The sequence below is a fragment of the Streptomyces sp. SAI-170 genome (genome assembly GCF_049739565.1).
Taxonomy (GTDB): domain Bacteria; phylum Actinomycetota; class Actinomycetes; order Streptomycetales; family Streptomycetaceae; genus Streptomyces.
Window position 1 is genome coordinate 2971906 of record NZ_JBMGQD010000001.1, and the last position, 16744, is coordinate 2988649.

Genomic DNA, 16744 nt, shown 5'->3' on the forward strand with positions numbered 1-16744 from the left:
GGACGGCGCCGGCCGGTCAGCTTTCATGGCGCCAGCTCTCCGCCAAGTCGCCCCACAGATAGGCGCTGGTCTCCACACCCTTGACCAGAAGGTCCAGCTCGACCTTCTCGTTGGGTGCGTGCCAGCCGTCGGAGGGCACGGAGATGCCGAGGAAGAGCACGGGCGCACCGAGGACTTCCTGGAGATCCGCGGCCGGCCCGGAGCCGCCCTCGCGGGTGAAGCGGACGGGCCCCTCGAAGGCACGGCTCATCGCACGCACCACCGACTGCAGGGCCGGGTGGTCCAGCGGCGTCAGACACGGGCGCGTGGCCGCGCCGAACTCGATCTCGCAGCGGATTCCGGCCGGCACCTGCTCGGCGGCCCAGGCGCGGACGACCTTCTCGATGTGGGCGGGGTCCTGGCCCGCGACCATCCGGAAGGACAGTTTCACCATCGCCGAGGACGGGATGATCGTCTTGCTTCCGGGGCCCTGGTAGCCGCCGCCGATGCCGTTGACCTCGGCGGTGGGGCGGGCCCAGATCCGCTCCAGCGTGGTGTGCCCGGCCTCGCCGTGGGCGGCGTACGACTTGGCCGTGCGCAGCCAGCGCGGTTCGTCGAAGGGCAGCTCGGCGAACAGCTCGCGCTCGCGGTCGGTGAGCTCGACGACACCGTCGTAGAAGCCGGGGATCGCCACGCGCGCGTGCTCGTCGTGCAGGGCGGCGACCAGACGGGCCACGGCGGTCGCCGGGTTGGGCACGGCGCCGCCGAAGGAGCCGGAGTGGATGTCCTGGTCGGGGCCGTGCAGCCGGATCTCGCACTCGGCGAGGCCCCGCATGCCCGTGCACACCGTCGGGGTGTCCTCGGACCACATGCCGGTGTCGGAGACGATCACCGCGTCGGCGGCGAGCCGGCCGGCGTGCTCCTCGACAAGAGCGCGGAAGTTCGGGGAGCCGGACTCCTCCTCGCCCTCGATCAGCAGTTTCAGGTTCACGGCGGGAGCGGTGCGGCCGGTGGCGGCGAGGTGCGCGCGGACGCCCAGGGTGTGGAAGAACACCTGGCCCTTGTCGTCGGCGGCCCCGCGCGCGTAGAGGCGGTTCTCCCGGACGACCGGCTCGAAGGGCTCGCTGTCCCAGCCGTCCTCGCGGGCGGCGGGCTGCACGTCGTGATGGCCGTAGACCAGGACCGTGGGCGCCTTCGGGTCGCCGGAGGGCCATTCGGCGAAGACGGCCGGCGCGCCCGGGGTCTCCCAGACCTCGACGGCCGGGAAGCCGGTCTCGCTGAGCTTGGCGGCGAGCCAGTCGGCGCTGCGCCGTACATCCAGGGCGTGGTCGGGCTGGGCCGACACCGACGGGATGCGCAGCCACTCGGCGAGGTCGTCGAGGAAGGCGGCACGGTGGTGCTGGATGTACTGGCGGACGGCGCTGTCCGGGGTCTGGCTCATGGTCACGAGCCTATCGGCCCGCACCGACATCCTTGTTGGGCGGTTCGTCACATACGGACGTCCCTACTTGGGCGGTTCGTCATATGCCGTCCTGCGCCGGCCCGGCCTCGCGCAGCAGCCGCTCGATCGCCGTCCGGTCCGGCAACGGCTGCGGGCGTACGACCTCACCGGTGCGCACGTACAGGAAAGCCGCCGTCACCGACTCCAGGGGCACGCCCTGCTGCTGGGCCCAGGCCAGGCGGTACAGGGCGAGCTGGAGGGGGTCGGCCGTGCCCTCGCGGCCGGTCTTCCAGTCGACGATCTCGTACGTCGCCGTCTCGCCGTCCCCGTCCTTGTAGACGGCGTCGATACGGCCCCGGATCACCCGGCCCGCGACGGCGAGCTGGAACGGCGCCTCGACGCGGTAGGGCGTGCGCTGCGCGTACGGCGTGCGTTCGAAGGCCTCCTTGAGCGCCTCCAGGTCGCGCTCGTCGGCGATCTCGGCGTCGGTTCCGGGCAGCTCGTCGGGCTCCAGCATGGGCAGCGTCAGCGCTTCGAAACGGGTCTCCACCCAGGCGTGGAAGCGGGTGCCGCGACGGGCTGCGGGCTGCGGCGGGCGCGGCATGGGACGGGCCAGCTCCTGTGCGAAACCGTCCGGGTCGGCGGCCAGGTGCAGCAGCTGGGAGGCGGTCAGGGCGGCCGGCAGCGGCACCTCGGTGACGGACCTGCGGGCGCGCAGCAGCTCTCCGGTGAGGGCGTCGAGGTCGCGGTCCCAGGAGGCGATGGTGCGGGCCTCCTCGGGGGTGAGGGGGTCCGGGTCCCGGGGGGTGCCCACGGACTCGGTCACCGGCTCCGGGGGGCCGGCCTGGTGCGGGACCGAGGGACGCTCGGGGCTGAGGGTGTCCCAGTCCTCGGGGTCGTCCTCGAAGAGGGGCTCGTCCTCGTAGGGCGGCGGCTCCTCCTCGTCCTGCGGCGGCTCCTCCTCGTACGGCGGCTCCTCGTCCTCCGGTGGCGGGGGCCAGTCCGGGTCCTCCTGGCCGTCCGGGTCGTACGGGGCCGTGGCGAGGGCCTCCAGGTGGGCCAGCACCGTCTCGGCGGCCGCGCGGCGGCGGGTCAGCGCCGTCTCGTCCAGGGGCAGCGGCCAGGCCTGTTCGACGCTGTCCCGGTGCAGGGCCGGGTTCTCGGCGTCCTCCTCCGGTTCGTCCGCCCAGACCTCGATCTCGCCGTACCCGGCGGCGCAGTGGTCGTACAGCGCAAGGAGGAAGTCGGACGGCCCGCGCGGCTTCTTCTGGCTGGGGCCCCACCAGTGGCCGGAGCCGAGCAGGAGCGAGCGGGGGCGGGTGAAGGTGACGTAACCGAGGCGGAGCTCTTCTGTGTGCTGGTGCTCCTTCATCGCCTCGTGGAAGGCCTTCATCCCACGCGAGTCCCAGGCCTCGACGTCGGGCAGCGTGTCGGCGTCGCCGCGCAGCTCGTGGGGCAGCACCTTCGCCTGGGCGGTCCACTTCTCGCGGCCCTGGCCGCTGGGGAAGTTCCCGGTGACCAGGCCGGGCACGGCGACGACGTCCCACTCCAGGCCCTTGGACTTGTGCGCCGTGAGCACCTTGACGGTGTTCTCCCCACCGGGCAGGGCGTTGTCCAGGCCCTTCTCGTACTGCGCCGCGGTGCGCAGGAAGCCGAGGAAGGCCAGCAGGGTGGCCTCGCCGTCGGACGAGGCGAAGGAGGCGGCGACGTCGAGGAAGTTCGACAGGGTCTCGCGGCGGCGGGCGGCCAGCGCGTGCGGGGACGCCGACAGCTCGACCTCCAGGCCGGTGACCGCCAGGACGCGGTGCAGGACGTCCATGAGCGGGTCGGACAGGGAGCGGCGCAGGTCGCGCAGCTCGGCGGCGAGGCGGGCGAAGCGCACGCGCGCGTCCGGCGAGAAGGGCAGCTCGTCGTCCTCCGCGGCGCCCTCCAGGAACGTGTCCAGGGCGTCCGCGAGCGATATCACCTCGGCCGGGTCGACCCCCTCGACGGCCGCGGCGAGCCTGCGGTCGGGGTCGTCCTCGTCGCCCACGCGCGCGTGGGACACCAGCAGCCGGGCGCGGCGGCCGAGCAGGGCGAGGTCGCGCGGGCCGATGCGCCAGCGCGGGCCGGTCAGCAGCCGCACCAGCGAGGCGTTGGCGCCCGGGTCCTGGAGGACCTCGCAGACCGCGACCAGGTCGGCGACCTCGGGAAGATGCAACAGCCCGGACAGCCCGACGACCTCGACGGGCACGTCACGGGCGACGAGCGCGCCCTGGATCTCGGCGAAGTCGGTCGCCGTACGGCACAGGACGGCGATCTCGCCCGGCGCGGTGCCGGTGCGCACCAGGTGGGCGATGGAGTCGGCGATCCAGGCCATCTCCTCGGCATGGGTGGGCAGCAACGCGCACCGCACGACGCCGTCGCGCTCGGCGCCCGGGGCGGGGCGCAGGGCCTCCACGCCCGCGTGCAGGGCGCGCAGGGGCTCGGCGAGGCCGTTGGCGAGGTCCAGGAGACGGCCGCCGCTGCGGCGGTTCTCGCTGAGCGCCTGGCGGGTGGCGAGGCGGCCGTCGGCGTGCGCGAAGTGCTCGGGGAAGTCGTCGAGGTTCGCCACGGAGGCCCCGCGCCAGCCGTAGATCGCCTGGCAGGGGTCACCGACGGCGGTCACGGGGTGGCCGGTGCCGCCGCCGAACAGGCCCGCGAGCAGGACGCGCTGGGCGACGGACGTGTCCTGGTACTCGTCGAGCAGCACCACCCGGAACTCGTCCCGCAGGATCCGCCCCACCTCCGGGAGCTGCGCCAGATGCGCGGCGAGGGCGATCTGGTCGCCGAAGTCGAGCAGGTCCCGCTCCCGCTTGGCGGCCCGGTAGCGCAGCACCAGCTCGGCGAGGTCCCGCCGCGCGGCGGCCGCCTCGGGGACCTTGCGCAGGTCGGCGTTGCTGAGCTTGGCGCCGTCGAGGGCGAGCAGCAGCCCGGCGTCCCACGCGCGCAGGCTCTCGGGCCGTACGAGGTGCTCGGACAGCTCGGAGTCCAGCGCGAGGAGGTCGGCGACCAGGTCGGCGAAGGACCGGCTGAGCGCCGGGTAGGGCCCCGGAGCCTCACGCAGCACCCGCGCGGCCAGCTGATAGCGGGTGGCGTCGGCCAGGAGCCGGGAGGTGGGCTCCAGGCCGATCCGCAGGCCGTGGTCGGTCAGCAGACGGCCGGCGAAGGCGTGGTACGTCGAGATCACCGGCTCACCCGGCGGGTTGTCCGGGTCGATGGCGTCGGGGTCGGTCACACCCGCACGGACGAGCGCCTTACGGACGCGCTCGGCGAGCTCGCCCGCGGCCTTGTTGGTGAAGGTCAGGCCGAGGACCTGCTCCGGGGCGACCTGGCCGGTGCCGACCAGCCACACCACACGCGCCGCCATCACCGTCGTCTTGCCCGAACCGGCTCCGGCCACGATCACCTGCGGGGCGGGTGGCGCGACGATGCAGGCCATCTGCTCCGGGGTGAACGGGATGCCGAGGAGCTCCTTGAGCTGCTCGGGGTCGGTGATACGGGCGGACATGAGAGAAGAGGCTAGCGGCGGGCACTGACAGCGGAGGCCGCGATGCCCTTCCTGGGCGGGAGAAGCGCAGGTCGGCGGAGGTGGTGCGATCCGTCACGTGCTGACGTGAGCGCCTGAGGACCGACCGCTACTCGACCACGTGCCGTCCCTCCGGCCGCGCGCTGCACGAGGCGCGGAAGGCGCAGTGCGTGCAGTGCTGGCCGGCCGACGGGGTGAACCGCTCGTCGAGGACCTTTCCGGCGGCCGTGGCCAGCAGATCGCCGACCCACTCGCCTTCCAACGGCTCTTGGGCTTGCACCTTCGGCAGCGTCTCGCCGCCGTCGCGCTTGGCCGCGCCCTGGCGGAGGTGGACGAGTTCGGCGCCGCCCGGCTCGGGGCGCACCCCGTCGAAGGCGTCGTCGACGGCCCCCTCACGGACGGCGAGCTGGTAGACGGCGAGCTGCGGATGGCGCTCGACCTCGCGCGCGGTGGGCGCCTGCTTGCCGGTCTTGAAGTCGACGACGTACGCCCGACCCTGACCGTCGGCCTCCACGCGGTCCATCTGGCCGCGGATGCGGACCTCGTACTCGCCCGCACCGAGGGTGACGTCGAAGTCGTGCTCACTGGCCACGGGCGTGCGGCCCGTGCGGTCCATGACGTGCCACTTCAGGAAGCGTTCGAGCGCCACGCGCGCGTGCTCCTTCTCCTGCGCCGACTTCCAGGGCGCGTCGAAGGCGAGCGCGTTCCACACCGAGTCGAGGCGTTCCATCAGGACGTCGAGGTCGGCGGGGGTGTGCCCGGAGGCGACCTCGTCGGCGAGGACGTGCACGACGTTGCCGAAGCCCTGTGCGGCGGTCGCGGGCGCGTCGGCCTTCACCTCACGGCCGAGGAACCACTGCAGGGCGCAGGTGTTGGCGAGCTGGTCGAGGGCGCTGCCGGAGAGCACGACGGGCTGGTCACGGTTGCGCAGCGGCACCTTGGACTCGGTCGGCTCGAACATGCCCCACCAGCGGTAGGGGTGCGCGGACGGCACCAGCGGGCGTCCGTCGTCGTCGGTGAGCGCGGCCAGCCGGGCCAGCCGACGGGCGGCGGCCTCCCTGAGCGCGTCGGACACGCGCGGGTCGACGGTGGTGGCGCGCAGCTCCGCGACCAGCGCGGCGACCGACAGGGGGCGTCGCGGGCGGCCGGTGACGTCCTTGGGTTCGACGCCGAGCTCGGTGAGGAAGCGGGAGGGCTGGTCGCCGTCGTCGGCGGGGGCCTTCACCGCGGTGACGACGAGCCGTTCACGCGCGCGCGTGGCGGCGACGTAGAACAGGCGCCGCTCCTCGGCGAGCAGGGCACCGGGGGTGAGCGGTTCGGCGAGTCCGTCCCGGCCGATGCGGTCGGCCTCCAGCAGCGAGCCGCGCCGGCGCAGGTCGGGCCACAGCCCCTCCTGGACCCCGGCCACGACGACCAGACGCCATTCGAGGCCCTTGGAGCGGTGCGCGGTCATCAGGCGCACGGCGTCGGGCCGCAGAGCGCGCCGGGTGAGCGTGTCGGCGGCGATGTCCTCGGCGTCGATCTGCTCCAGGAAGTTCAGCGCGCCCCGCCCTCCGGTGCGCTCCTCCGCGCGGGCGGCGGTCGCGAACAGCGCGCAGACGGCGTCCAGGTCGCGGTCGGCGTTACGGCCCGCCGCTCCGCCGCGCCGGGAGGTCCGCTCCAGCCGCGCGGGCCACGGCGTGCCGTCCCACAGGTCCCACAGCGCCTCCTCGGCCGTACCGCCGCCGGCCAGGCGTTCGCGGGCCTTGCGCAGCAGCGCGCCCAGGCGCTGCGCCCCGCGCGCGTACGCCGGGTCGTGCACGGTCAGCCGCTCCGGCTCGGCCAGCGCCCGCGCGAGCAGCTCGTCCGACGGCGGCGGCACGGGGTTCCCCGCGGCCCGCTCCTCCTCCCGCAGGGCCCGCCCGAGCCGCCGCAGATCGGCGGCGTCCATGCCGGCGAGAGGGGAGGTGAGCAGCGTGAGCGCGGTCTCGGTGTCGAGCCAGCAGGGCTCGGCGGTCTCGCCCGCCTCGTCAGCAGAGGCCGAGGCCTCCTCACCAGAGGCCGAGCCTCCCTCGTCGTCCGCGGCCACCTCCTCGGCCGCGCCCCCAGACTCCGCCGTGGCCACCGCCCGCAGCGCCGTCAGCAGGGGCGCCACGGCGGGTTCGTGGCGCAGGGGCAGGTCGTCGCCGTCGATGTCGAGGGGGACGCCGGCGGAGGTGAGGGCGCGGCGGACGGCCGGGATGGTGCGGGAGCCGGCCCGGACCAGTACGGCCATGTCGCTCCAGGGGACGCCGTCCTCCAGGTGGGCCCGGCGCAGGATGTCGGCGACGTTGTCGAGCTCGGTGCCCGGCGTCGGGTAGGTGAAGACCTCGACGCGGCCGCCCTCACGCGCGGGAGTCAGCTCGCGGTGGGCGCGGGCCTTGTCCGCGGGGAGGCGGTTGAGGGGCATGCGCCGGGTGAGCAGCCGGGTCGCGGCGAGCAGCGCTGCTCCGGAGCGGCGGGAGGTGCGCAGGACCTCGACGGGGGCCGGGGTGCCGTCCGCGCGCGGGAAGGTGTGCGGGAAGTCCAGGATGCCGTTCACGTCGGCGCCCCGGAAGGCGTAGATCGACTGGTCGGGGTCGCCGAAGGAGACCAGGGTGCGGCCGCCGCCGGCCAGTGCCTGGAGCAGGCGTACCTGCGCGGGGTCGGTGTCCTGGTACTCGTCGACGTACACGGCGTCGTACTGCGCGGCGAGCTTCTCGGCGGCGTCCGGGCGGCGGGCGAGGAGCACCGCGCGGTGGACGAGTTCGGCGTAGTCGAGGACGCCTTGGAGGTCGAGGACGTCGAGGTACTCGGCGAGGAAGGCGGCGGCCGCGCGCCAGTCGGGGCGCCCGATGCGGCGGGCGAAGGCGTCCAGCGCGCCGGGGTCCAGGCCCAGCTCGCGGCTGCGGGCGAGGACCGCGCGGACCTCGTCGGCGAAGCCCCGGGTGGTCAGGCAGGCGCGCAGTTCGTCGGGCCAGCGCACATGCGCGAGGCCGAGCCGCTCCAGGTCGGTCTGGCCGGCCAGCAGCTCGCGCACGGCGACGTCCTGCTCGGGGCCGGACAGCAGCCGCAGGGGTTCGACGAACAGGTCGCTGTCCTGGTGGGCGCGGACCAGGGCGTAGCAGAACGAGTGGAAGGTGGTCGCCTGCGGCGCGCGGGCGGCCCCTATGCGCAGGGCCATGCGGTCGCGCAGTTCGACGGCGGCCTTGCGGCTGAAGGTGAGCACCAGGATGCGCCGGGGGTCTCCGCCGCGCGCGATGCGGGCGGCGACGGACTCGACGAGGGTGGTGGTCTTGCCGGTGCCGGGGCCGGCGAGGACGAGCAGCGGTCCGTGGGTGTGGTCAACCACGGAACGCTGTGCGGCGTCCAGACGAGGGGGAGCGGGCTGGGTCGGCGGGGTACGGACCAGTCGGTAAGCGCCACGGCTCCCCTGTCGCACCGGGTGGTGCGACAGGCGCCTGGTGGAGGAAGAGGAGCTCACGTGGTTCGCCGGTCCTGGTGGGTGTGCTGGTTGCCGGGCCGCCTCCGAGGAAGGAAGGTGGCCAGGAGGTGAAAGGGACGCGCGCCGCCGACGCTACGCCGACGAGAAGGCCGGAAGCAGAGCTTCCGCTTCTTCCCTCCCGGCTCGTGAGCCACGTACGTCCCTCACCCCACGAACGTACGTCATGTCACGGAAGTGCCCCGTTTCCCCCGTACGGATCACGTGTCCCCCGCGTCCGCGTCCGATGGCCGAAGCTGTCAGGTGTGACCCTGCGCGTGTTCGCCGCCGTCCCATCGCGCCCGCCTCATGTCCAGGCGGGGCAGATGCCCCTCGGCCGCCCTGCCCGCCTCCTTCAGCGGGGTGCCCTCCGCGCGATAGTGGGCGAGCGCCCGCAGCTCGTGGCCGGGCAGCAGGACGCCGTCCGCGCGGGTCACGCGCCACCACGGCACGGCCCCGCCGTAGAGCGCCATCACCCGGCCGACCTGGCGCGGCCCGCCCTCCTGGAGCCACTCCGCGATGTCCCCGTACGTCATCACGCGCCCCGGCGGGATCAGTTCCGCGACCTCAAGGACCCGCTCGGCGTACTCCGGCAGCTCGTCCGCGTACTCCGCGCGGGCGTCTCGCGGCAGGCTCTCCTCGCTCATTCGCCCCATCCTGCACCACCCCACCGACAATGTGAGCGGCCCGCCACCGTGGGCATCCCTCGCCCGGGAGCGGCGCATCCGGCAGACTGTGCGCCCCCGCGATTGCACCCTGATGCCCCCGTGTGTCGGTGCGGCATGCCACCATCATGCGGGCGGTGACCGTTGATACGAGATCAAGAAGAGACGATGAAGCAGCAGGGTGTGCACCCCGACGACGCGGAGGGCAACTCTGACGCTGCGTCGCGCCCGGACGCCGCCACGACGGACGAGAAGGCCGGCCGGCAGGACGAGGACCCACCGCACGGGAACGACGAGGGCGAGGTCCACGCCGAGGAGGTGGAGGGCGACGAACCGCTGCTCCCCGCGCGCGTGCACCGCCCCTCCGACCTCATGCGGCTGCTGGTGGGCGTGCTCGCCATCGTCGTGCTGCTGGCGATCGCCGCGTTCGCGCACGGCACGACCTCGGGCCTGGAACAGGACATCAACAAGGGGACGGGGCAGGCGCCCGATCTCCTGATCAAGATCGCGGGGCTGGCGTCCAGCATCGCGATCCTGCTCGTCCCGGTCGCCTTCGCGATCGAACGCCTGATCAAACGCGACGGGCTGCGTATCGCCGATGGCGTGCTCGCCGCCGTCCTCGCGCACGGCGTGACCCTCGCCACCGACCTGTGGGTCGCGCGCGCCGCCCCGGACTCCATCCAGGAGGCGCTCACCCAGCCCTCCCCCGGCGACATCAACGCCCTGACCGACCCGGTGCACGGCTACCTCGCGCCGGTCATCGCGTACATGACGGCCGTCGGCATGTCCCGCAGACCCCGCTGGCGCGCGGTGCTCTGGATCGTGCTGATGCTGGACGCCTTCTCGATGCTGGTGACCGGCTACACGACGCCGTTCTCGATCATCCTCACGGTGCTCATCGGCTGGAGCGTGGCCTACGGCACCCTCTACGCCGTCGGCTCGCCCAATGTCCGTCCCACCGGCCAGACGCTGATGGCGGGCCTGCGGACGGTCGGCTTCCGCCCGGTGGGCGCCGCCCGCGAGGACGTCTCGGAGACCTCCGACGGCACCGACCGCGGCCGGCGCTACTTCGTCACCCTGGAGGACGGCCCACCCCTCGACGTCACCGTCGTCGACCGCGAACAGCAGGCCCAGGGCTTCTTCTACCGCGTGTGGCGCAACCTCACCCTGCGCGGCTTCGCCACCCGCCGCAGCCTGCAGTCGCTGCGCCAGGCGCTGGAGCAGGAGGCCCTGCTCGCCTACGCCGCCATCGCCGCGGGCGCCAACGCGCCCAAGCTCATCGCCACCTCCGAGCTCGGCCCGGACGCCGTGATGCTCGTCTACGAGCACACCGGCGGGCGCACACTGGACTCGCTGGCGGACGAGGAGATCACCGACGAGCTGCTGCGCAGCACCTGGCTCCAGGTGAAGGCCCTGCAGTCGCGGCGCATCGCGCACCGCAGGCTCGCGGGTGACGCGATTCTGGTGGATCGTTCCGGCAAGGTGATCCTCACCGACCTGCGCGGCGGCGAGATCGCGGCCGGCGATCTGCTGCTGCGCATGGACGTCGCCCAGCTGATGACCACCCTCGCGCTGCGCGTGGGCGCCGAGCGTGCCGTGGCCTCGGCGGTCGAGGTGCTCGGTCCCGACACGGTCGCCGACTGTCTGCCCATGCTCCAGCCCATCGCGCTGACCCGCTCCACGCGCGCGACACTGCGCCGGATGAACCGTGAGCGGGCCGAACGCGAACGCGAGGCCGTGCTGGAGGCGTCCCGGCACGCCAAGCAGGCCCGCGTGGAGGCGTCCGAGAGCGACGCCGAGCCCGTACGGCTCGACAAGGCGGGCAAGACCGTACAGCTCGACAAGGCCGACAAGAAGGCCGTCCGCGCGGAGGCGCGGGCCGAGAAGCGGGCCATGGACGAGGCGCTGGAGGAGGCGCGCGAGGACGATCTGCTGACGCAGATCCGGCACGAGGTGCTGCGCATCCGGCCCCAGGCACCCGTCGAACCGGCCCGTCTGGAGCGGGTGCGCCCGCGCACGCTGATCAGCTTCATCGCCGGGGCCTTCGGCGCGTACTTCCTGCTGTCGCAGCTCACCCACATCGAGTTCGGCAAGCTCTTCGCCGAGGCCGAGTGGGGCTGGGTCGTGGCGGCCGTGCTGTTCTCGGCGCTGAGCTATGTCGCCGCCGCGATGAGCCTGCTGGGGTTCGTGCCGGAGCGGGTGCCGTTCCCGCGGACCGTCGCCGCGCAGGTCGCGGGGTCGTTCGTGAAGATCGTCGCCCCGGCGGCGGTCGGCGGGGTGGCCCTCAACACGCGGTTCCTGCAGCGCGCGGGCGTACGCCCCGGGCTCGCGGTCGCCAGTGTCGGCGCGTCCCAGTTGTTCGGGCTCGGCTGCCACATCCTGATGCTGCTGTCCTTCGGCTATCTGACCGGCACCGAGAAGACGCCGTCGCTGTCGCCGTCCCGGACCGTCATCGCCGGTCTGCTGACGGTGGCGGTGCTGGTGCTCGTGGTCACGTCGGTGCCGTTCCTGCGGAAATTCGTCGTCACGCGCGTGCGGTCGCTGTTCGCCGGTGTCGTGCCGCGCATGCTCGACGTGCTGCAGCGGCCGCAGAAGCTGGTCACCGGCATCGGCGGCATGCTGCTGCTCACCGCCTGCTTCGTGATGTGCCTGGACGCCTCCATCCGCGCCTTCGGCGACCAGTCGACCTCCATCAGCCTCGCCAGCGTCGCGGTCGTGTTCCTGGCGGGCAACGCGCTCGGCTCCGCCGCGCCGACACCGGGCGGTGTGGGCGCGGTCGAGGCGACCCTGACGGTCGGTCTGATCGCCGTCGGCCTCCCCAAGGAGGTCGCCGCCCCGGCCGTGCTGCTGTTCCGGCTGCTGACCCTGTGGCTGCCGGTGCTGCCGGGCTGGCTGGCGTTCAACCACCTCACGCGCAAGGGCGCGCTGTAGGGGGCCGGGGCGCGGCGTAGGGCTCCACGCGCGCGTGCGGCTCGGAAGGCCCATGGCCTGCGTCCCTCGTACGGCCCGCGCCCCGCGCGGGCCGTCCCGCCCGGCCGCACGATGGGATCATGCCGAAGCCCTCCCGCCTGCGCGCCGCTGCCCTGGCCACCACCGTTCTGCTGCTCTCCTCCGTGCTGGCGGGATGCAGCGACGACGACGGAGGCGACGACGAGGATCTGACGGCACAGGAACTGGACTGGAAGGACTGCCCCGCACCGTCCCAGGCCGAGGGCGGCGGAGGCACCCCCTCGCCACTGCCCGACGGCGACGAGTGGCAGTGCTCCACCATGAAGGCGCCCCTCGACTGGGACGACCCCAAGGGCGACACCATCGACCTGGCGCTGATCCGGGCGAAGTCGAGCGGCGACGAGGACAGCCGGATCGGCTCGCTGATCTTCAACTTCGGCGGCCCGGGCGGTTCCGGCGTCTACACGCTGCCCTCCTTCGGAGCCGACTACGCGAAACTCCGCACCCGCTACGACCTGGTCAGCTTCGATCCGCGCGGGGTCGGCCGCAGCTCGCCCGTGACCTGCCTGAACGACCGGCAGCTCGACGCGTGGTTCCAGGAGGACGCCACTCCGGACGACGCCGCCGAGCGCGGGGCGCTGCTGGAGGGCACCAAGGACTTCAACGAGGCCTGCGAGAAGCACTCCAAGCGGATCCTGCCCCATGTGCGCACCACGGACGCCGCCCGCGACCTGGACCTGATGCGCGAGGTGCTCGGCGACGCCAAGCTGCACTACTTCGGCATCTCGTACGGCACCGAGCTCGGCGGCGTCTACGCGCACCTGTTCCCGAAGAAGGTGGGCCGGGCCGTCTTCGACGCGGTGGTCGACCCGACGGAGACGGCCGAGCAGGGCGCCCTCGGGCAGGCCAAGGGGTTCCAGCTGGCCCTGGAGAACTTCGCCGAGGACTGTGTGTCCAAGGTCGAGGACTGCCCGGCCGGCGACAGCGTCGAGGACGTGCAGAACCGTATCGCCAAGCTGCTGAAGGACCTCGACGCCAAGCCGATCCCCGGCGCCTTCCCCCGGGAGCTGACCCAGTCCGCGGCCACCAGCGGCATCCTCCAGGCCCTGTACTCCAAGGACCTCTGGCAGTTCCTCGCCGAGGCGCTGGACTCGGCCTACGCCGGGGACGGCCAGCTGCTGATGGTGCTGTCCGACTCGATGAACGGGCGCAACACCAACGGCGAGTACAGCAACATCACCGCGGCGAACATCTCCATCAACTGCGCCGACGACAAGGCCCGCTACGACGCCGCATACGTCCAGCGCAAGCTGCCCGAGTTCCGGGCCGCCTCGCGGCTGTTCGGCGACTCCCTGGCCTGGGGGATGGTCAGCTGCACCGACTGGGCGGTGCCGGGCGCCGCGGAGCATCCCGATGTGAGCGCCCCGGGCTCGGCGCCGATCCTCGTCGTGGGCAACACCGGCGACCCGGCGACCCCGTACGAGGGCGCGCACCGGATGGCGCAGGCGCTGGGCAAGGGTGTCGGGGTGGAGGTGACATACAGGGGGCAGGGGCACGGGGCCTACGACAGCAAGAGCAAGTGTGTCCACGCCGCGGTGGACGGCTACCTGCTGGAGGGCAAGCTGCCCGCGACCGGCACGGTCTGCTCGTGAGCCGAGCCGGCTGGAGTGGACCCTGGAACCCGAAAACCCGCAGGTCAGAAGGTTATCCACAGGCCTCGGCGAACTTCGGTGAAGTCGTCCTAACATGGCCTGACCGCCGTTCGCCCGTCGAAGCGCGGACGGCCAGAGGGGGATGGGACATGCGGCGATTCCTGGGGTGGGCGGCTGCCAGCGCCGTCGGCGCGCTGCTGGTGACGGGCTGCACGGGCGGCTCGTCGGACGACGGGGACGACAAGAACCCGGACGCGACACGGACCGGCCTCGCGCCGCCCTCCGCCTCCGCGCTGCCGTCGTCCCTCACCGGGCAGAAGCCGGACTGGGGCAGGTGCGAGGAGACCGCCGACTCCCCCGCACCGGGCGACGAGTGGAGCTGCGCGACGCTGAAGGTGCCGCTGGACTGGGCGAAACCCGGCGGCGAGACGATCGAGCTGGCACTGATCCGCGCCAAGGCGAGCGGTGACGACCGCGTCGGCTCTCTGGTGTTCAACTTCGGCGGGCCGGGCGGCTCCGGGGTGTCGACGATCCCGTCGTACGCCTCGACGTTCTCCTCCCTGCGCGAGCGCTACGACCTGGTGAGCTTCGACCCGCGCGGGGTGGGCGCGAGCGAGGGCGTCCGGTGCCGCGACGACAAGGAGATCCAGGCGGCCGAGACCGTGGACGTCACCCCGGACACGCCGCAGGAGGAGCGCGCCTACCTGGCGGACGCGACGGACTTCGGCAAGGACTGCGCGCGAGCCACGGGGCGGCTGATGGCACATGTGTCGACCACCGACACCGCGCGGGACATGGACCTGATGCGCCAGGTGCTCGGCGACGAGAAGCTGCACTACCTCGGCTTCTCCTACGGCACCGAACTCGGCGGGGTGTACGCGCACCTGTTCCCGGGTCAGGTCGGCCGCATGGTGCTGGACGCGGTCGTCGATCCGACCGCCGACGCCATGGGCCACGCCGAGAACCAGGCCAGGGGCTTTCAGCGCGCGCTCGACAACTACCTGAAGGCCACCGGCGAGGATCCCGAGCAGGGCACGGCGAGGATCGAGGAGCTGCTTAAGCAGATCGACGCCGAGCCGCTGCCGGCGTCGGCCGGACGGAAGCTGACCCAGAGCCTGGCGATCACCGGCATCGTGGTGCCGCTGTACAGCGAGAGCAGCTGGCCGAGCCTGACCAGCGCGCTGGAGGCGGCGCAGGAGGGCGACGGCTCCGAGCTGCTGGCCCTGGCCGACGCCTACAACGAGCGTGACGCCTCGGGGCGCTACGGCACCTCCACCCACGCCCAACGGGTCATATCGTGCCTGGACGACCGGCAGCGCCCGACGCTCCAGGAGACGAAACGGGCCCTGCCGGACTTCGAGCGGATCTCCCCCGTCTTCGGTCCCTTCCTCGGCTGGGACACGGCCGGCTGGTGCCACGACTGGCCGGTGCCGGGGCAGCACGACACCCCGGAGGTGAGCGCTCCCGGCGCCCCGCCGATCCTCGTCGTCGGCAACACGGGCGACCCGGCGACCCCGTACGAGGGTGCCCGCAGGATGGCCGACGAGCTGGGCAAGGGCGTCGGTGTGCTCCTCACCTGGAAGGGCGAGGGCCATGGTGCCTACGGCAGCGGCAGCGACTGTGTCGACTCGACGGTGGACGACTACCTGCTGGACGGCACGGTCCCGAAGGACGGCAAGGTCTGCTCATGACACCGGCGGGGGCCCCGGGCACCTGTGGTGCGCGGGACCCCCGCCGGGAAGGCGAGCCGGGCCTCGGCTCAGTGGGCCGCCGGGAAGGCGCGCCCGGCCTGGGCTCAGTAGACCGGCTTGGCCGGTTCGATCTGGTTGACCCAGCCGATGACGCCGCCGCCGACGTGGACGGCGTCGGAGAAGCCGGCCGACTTCAGGACGGCGAGGACTTCCGCACTGCGGACACCCGTCTTGCAATGCAAGACGATCTTCTTGTCCTGCGGGAGGCCCTCCAGGGCGGTGCCCATGAGGAACTCGTTCTTGGGGATGAGCTTGGCGCCGGGGATGGAGACGATCTCGTACTCGTTCGGCTCGCGGACGTCGATGATCTCGATGTTCTCGCCGTCGTCGATCCACTCCTTGAGCTGCTTGGGAGTGATCGTGGAGTCGGCGGCCGCCGCCTGGGCCTCCTCGGACACGACGCCGCAGAAGGCCTCGTAGTCGATGAGCTCGGTGACGGTCGGGTTCTCGCCGCAGACCGCGCAGTTCGGGTCCTTGCGGACCTTGACCTGGCGGTACTGCATCTCCAGGGCGTCGTAGATCATCAGGCGGCCGACCAGCGGCTCGCCGATGCCCGCGAGGAGCTTGATGGCCTCGTTGACCTGGATGGAGCCGATGGACGCGCACAGCACGCCCAGGACGCCGCCCTCGGCGCAGGAGGGGACCATGCCCGGCGGCGGGGGCTCCGGGTAGAGGCAGCGGTAGCAGGGGCCGTGCTCGGACCAGAAGACGGACGCCTGGCCGTCGAAGCGGTAGATCGAACCCCACACGTACGGCTTGTTCAGCAGCACGCACGCGTCGTTGACCAGGTAGCGGGTCGCGAAGTTGTCCGTGCCGTCGACGATCAGGTCGTACTGGCTGAAGATGTCCATCACGTTGTCGGCCTCGAGCCGCTCCTCGTGAAGGATCACGTCCACGTACGGGTTGATGCCCTTGACGGTGTCACGCGCGGACTCCGCCTTGGAGCGGCCGATGTCGGCCTGGCTGTGGATGATCTGGCGCTGCAGGTTCGACTCGTCGACCTCGTCGAACTCCACGATGCCGAGGGTGCCCACGCCCGCGGCGGCCAGGTACATCAGCGCGGGCGAGCCCAGTCCACCGGCGCCCACACAGAGCACCTTCGCGTTCTTCAGCCGCTTCTGCCCGTCCATCCCCACGTCGGGGATGATCAGGTGGCGGGAGTACCTGCGGACCTCGTCTACGGTGAGCTCGGAGGCGGGCTCGACCAGGGGTGGCAGCGACACGGGGACTCCGTTGGTCGGTCAATAAGTACGGTTGTTCTCCCCGTAACAGTGCCACGGCC

At 72.7% G+C, this 16744-nt stretch carries 8 protein-coding genes; 3 read left to right on the forward strand and 5 right to left on the reverse strand.

The features are described 5' to 3' along the window. Nucleotides 1-16: 16 nt before the first annotated feature. The 4 genes from RKD23_RS13105 to RKD23_RS13120 form a co-directional block, all read right to left on the reverse strand. Nucleotides 17-1420, reverse strand: a complete 1404-nt coding sequence (locus tag RKD23_RS13105; RefSeq protein ID WP_424853841.1) for a dipeptidase — start codon at nucleotides 1418-1420, stop codon at nucleotides 17-19. 79 nt (nucleotides 1421-1499) lie between these two features. Next, entirely contained in the window at nucleotides 1500-4949 is a 3450-nt protein-coding gene (locus tag RKD23_RS13110; RefSeq protein WP_424853842.1) for a UvrD-helicase domain-containing protein, read from the reverse strand. Nucleotides 4950-5076: 127 nt separating this feature from the next. Then, nucleotides 5077-8448, reverse strand: coding sequence for an ATP-dependent helicase (locus RKD23_RS13115; RefSeq protein ID WP_424853843.1), 3372 nt, complete (start codon nucleotides 8446-8448; stop codon nucleotides 5077-5079). 257 nt (nucleotides 8449-8705) lie between these two features. Next, entirely contained in the window at nucleotides 8706-9092 is a 387-nt protein-coding gene (locus RKD23_RS13120) for an MGMT family protein (RefSeq protein WP_404042392.1), read from the reverse strand. Nucleotides 9093-9278: 186 nt separating this feature from the next. Between RKD23_RS13120 and RKD23_RS13125 the strand changes: the two genes are divergently transcribed. The 3 genes from RKD23_RS13125 to RKD23_RS13135 all read left to right on the forward strand — a co-directional run bounded on the left by RKD23_RS13125 (nucleotide 9279) and on the right by RKD23_RS13135 (nucleotide 15402). Further along, nucleotides 9279-12041, forward strand: coding sequence for a lysylphosphatidylglycerol synthase transmembrane domain-containing protein (locus tag RKD23_RS13125; RefSeq protein ID WP_424853844.1), 2763 nt, complete (start codon nucleotides 9279-9281; stop codon nucleotides 12039-12041). Between the two features lie 119 nt (nucleotides 12042-12160). After that, nucleotides 12161-13711, forward strand: coding sequence for an alpha/beta hydrolase (locus RKD23_RS13130; protein WP_424853845.1), 1551 nt, complete (start codon nucleotides 12161-12163; stop codon nucleotides 13709-13711). A gap of 149 nt (nucleotides 13712-13860) precedes the next feature. After that, nucleotides 13861-15402 carry an alpha/beta hydrolase gene (locus tag RKD23_RS13135; protein ID WP_424853846.1) on the forward strand — a complete coding sequence of 514 codons (1542 nt, stop codon included), beginning with the start codon at nucleotides 13861-13863 and terminating at the stop codon, nucleotides 15400-15402. A 104-nt stretch (nucleotides 15403-15506) separates the two neighbouring features. Here RKD23_RS13135 and moeZ read toward each other — a convergent pair whose 3' ends face one another. Beyond that, nucleotides 15507-16685, reverse strand: coding sequence for an adenylyltransferase/sulfurtransferase MoeZ (gene moeZ / locus RKD23_RS13140; protein WP_404042396.1), 1179 nt, complete (start codon nucleotides 16683-16685; stop codon nucleotides 15507-15509). Nucleotides 16686-16744 lie beyond the last annotated feature (59 nt).

Bases quoted from the DNA above. Each gene is read 5' to 3' on its own strand.
- RKD23_RS13125 (WP_424853844.1), top strand. From the start codon at position 9,279: ATGAAGCAGCAGGGTGTGCACCCCGACGACGCGGAGGGCAACTCTGAC.
- RKD23_RS13135 (WP_424853846.1), top strand. From the start codon at position 13,861: ATGCGGCGATTCCTGGGGTGGGCGGCTGCCAGCGCCGTCGGCGCGCTG.
- RKD23_RS13110 (WP_424853842.1), bottom strand. From the start codon at position 4,949: ATGTCCGCCCGTATCACCGACCCCGAGCAGCTCAAGGAGCTCCTCGGC.
- RKD23_RS13105 (WP_424853841.1), bottom strand. From the start codon at position 1,420: ATGAGCCAGACCCCGGACAGCGCCGTCCGCCAGTACATCCAGCACCAC.
- RKD23_RS13120 (WP_404042392.1), bottom strand. From the start codon at position 9,092: ATGAGCGAGGAGAGCCTGCCGCGAGACGCCCGCGCGGAGTACGCGGAC.
- RKD23_RS13130 (WP_424853845.1), top strand. From the start codon at position 12,161: ATGCCGAAGCCCTCCCGCCTGCGCGCCGCTGCCCTGGCCACCACCGTT.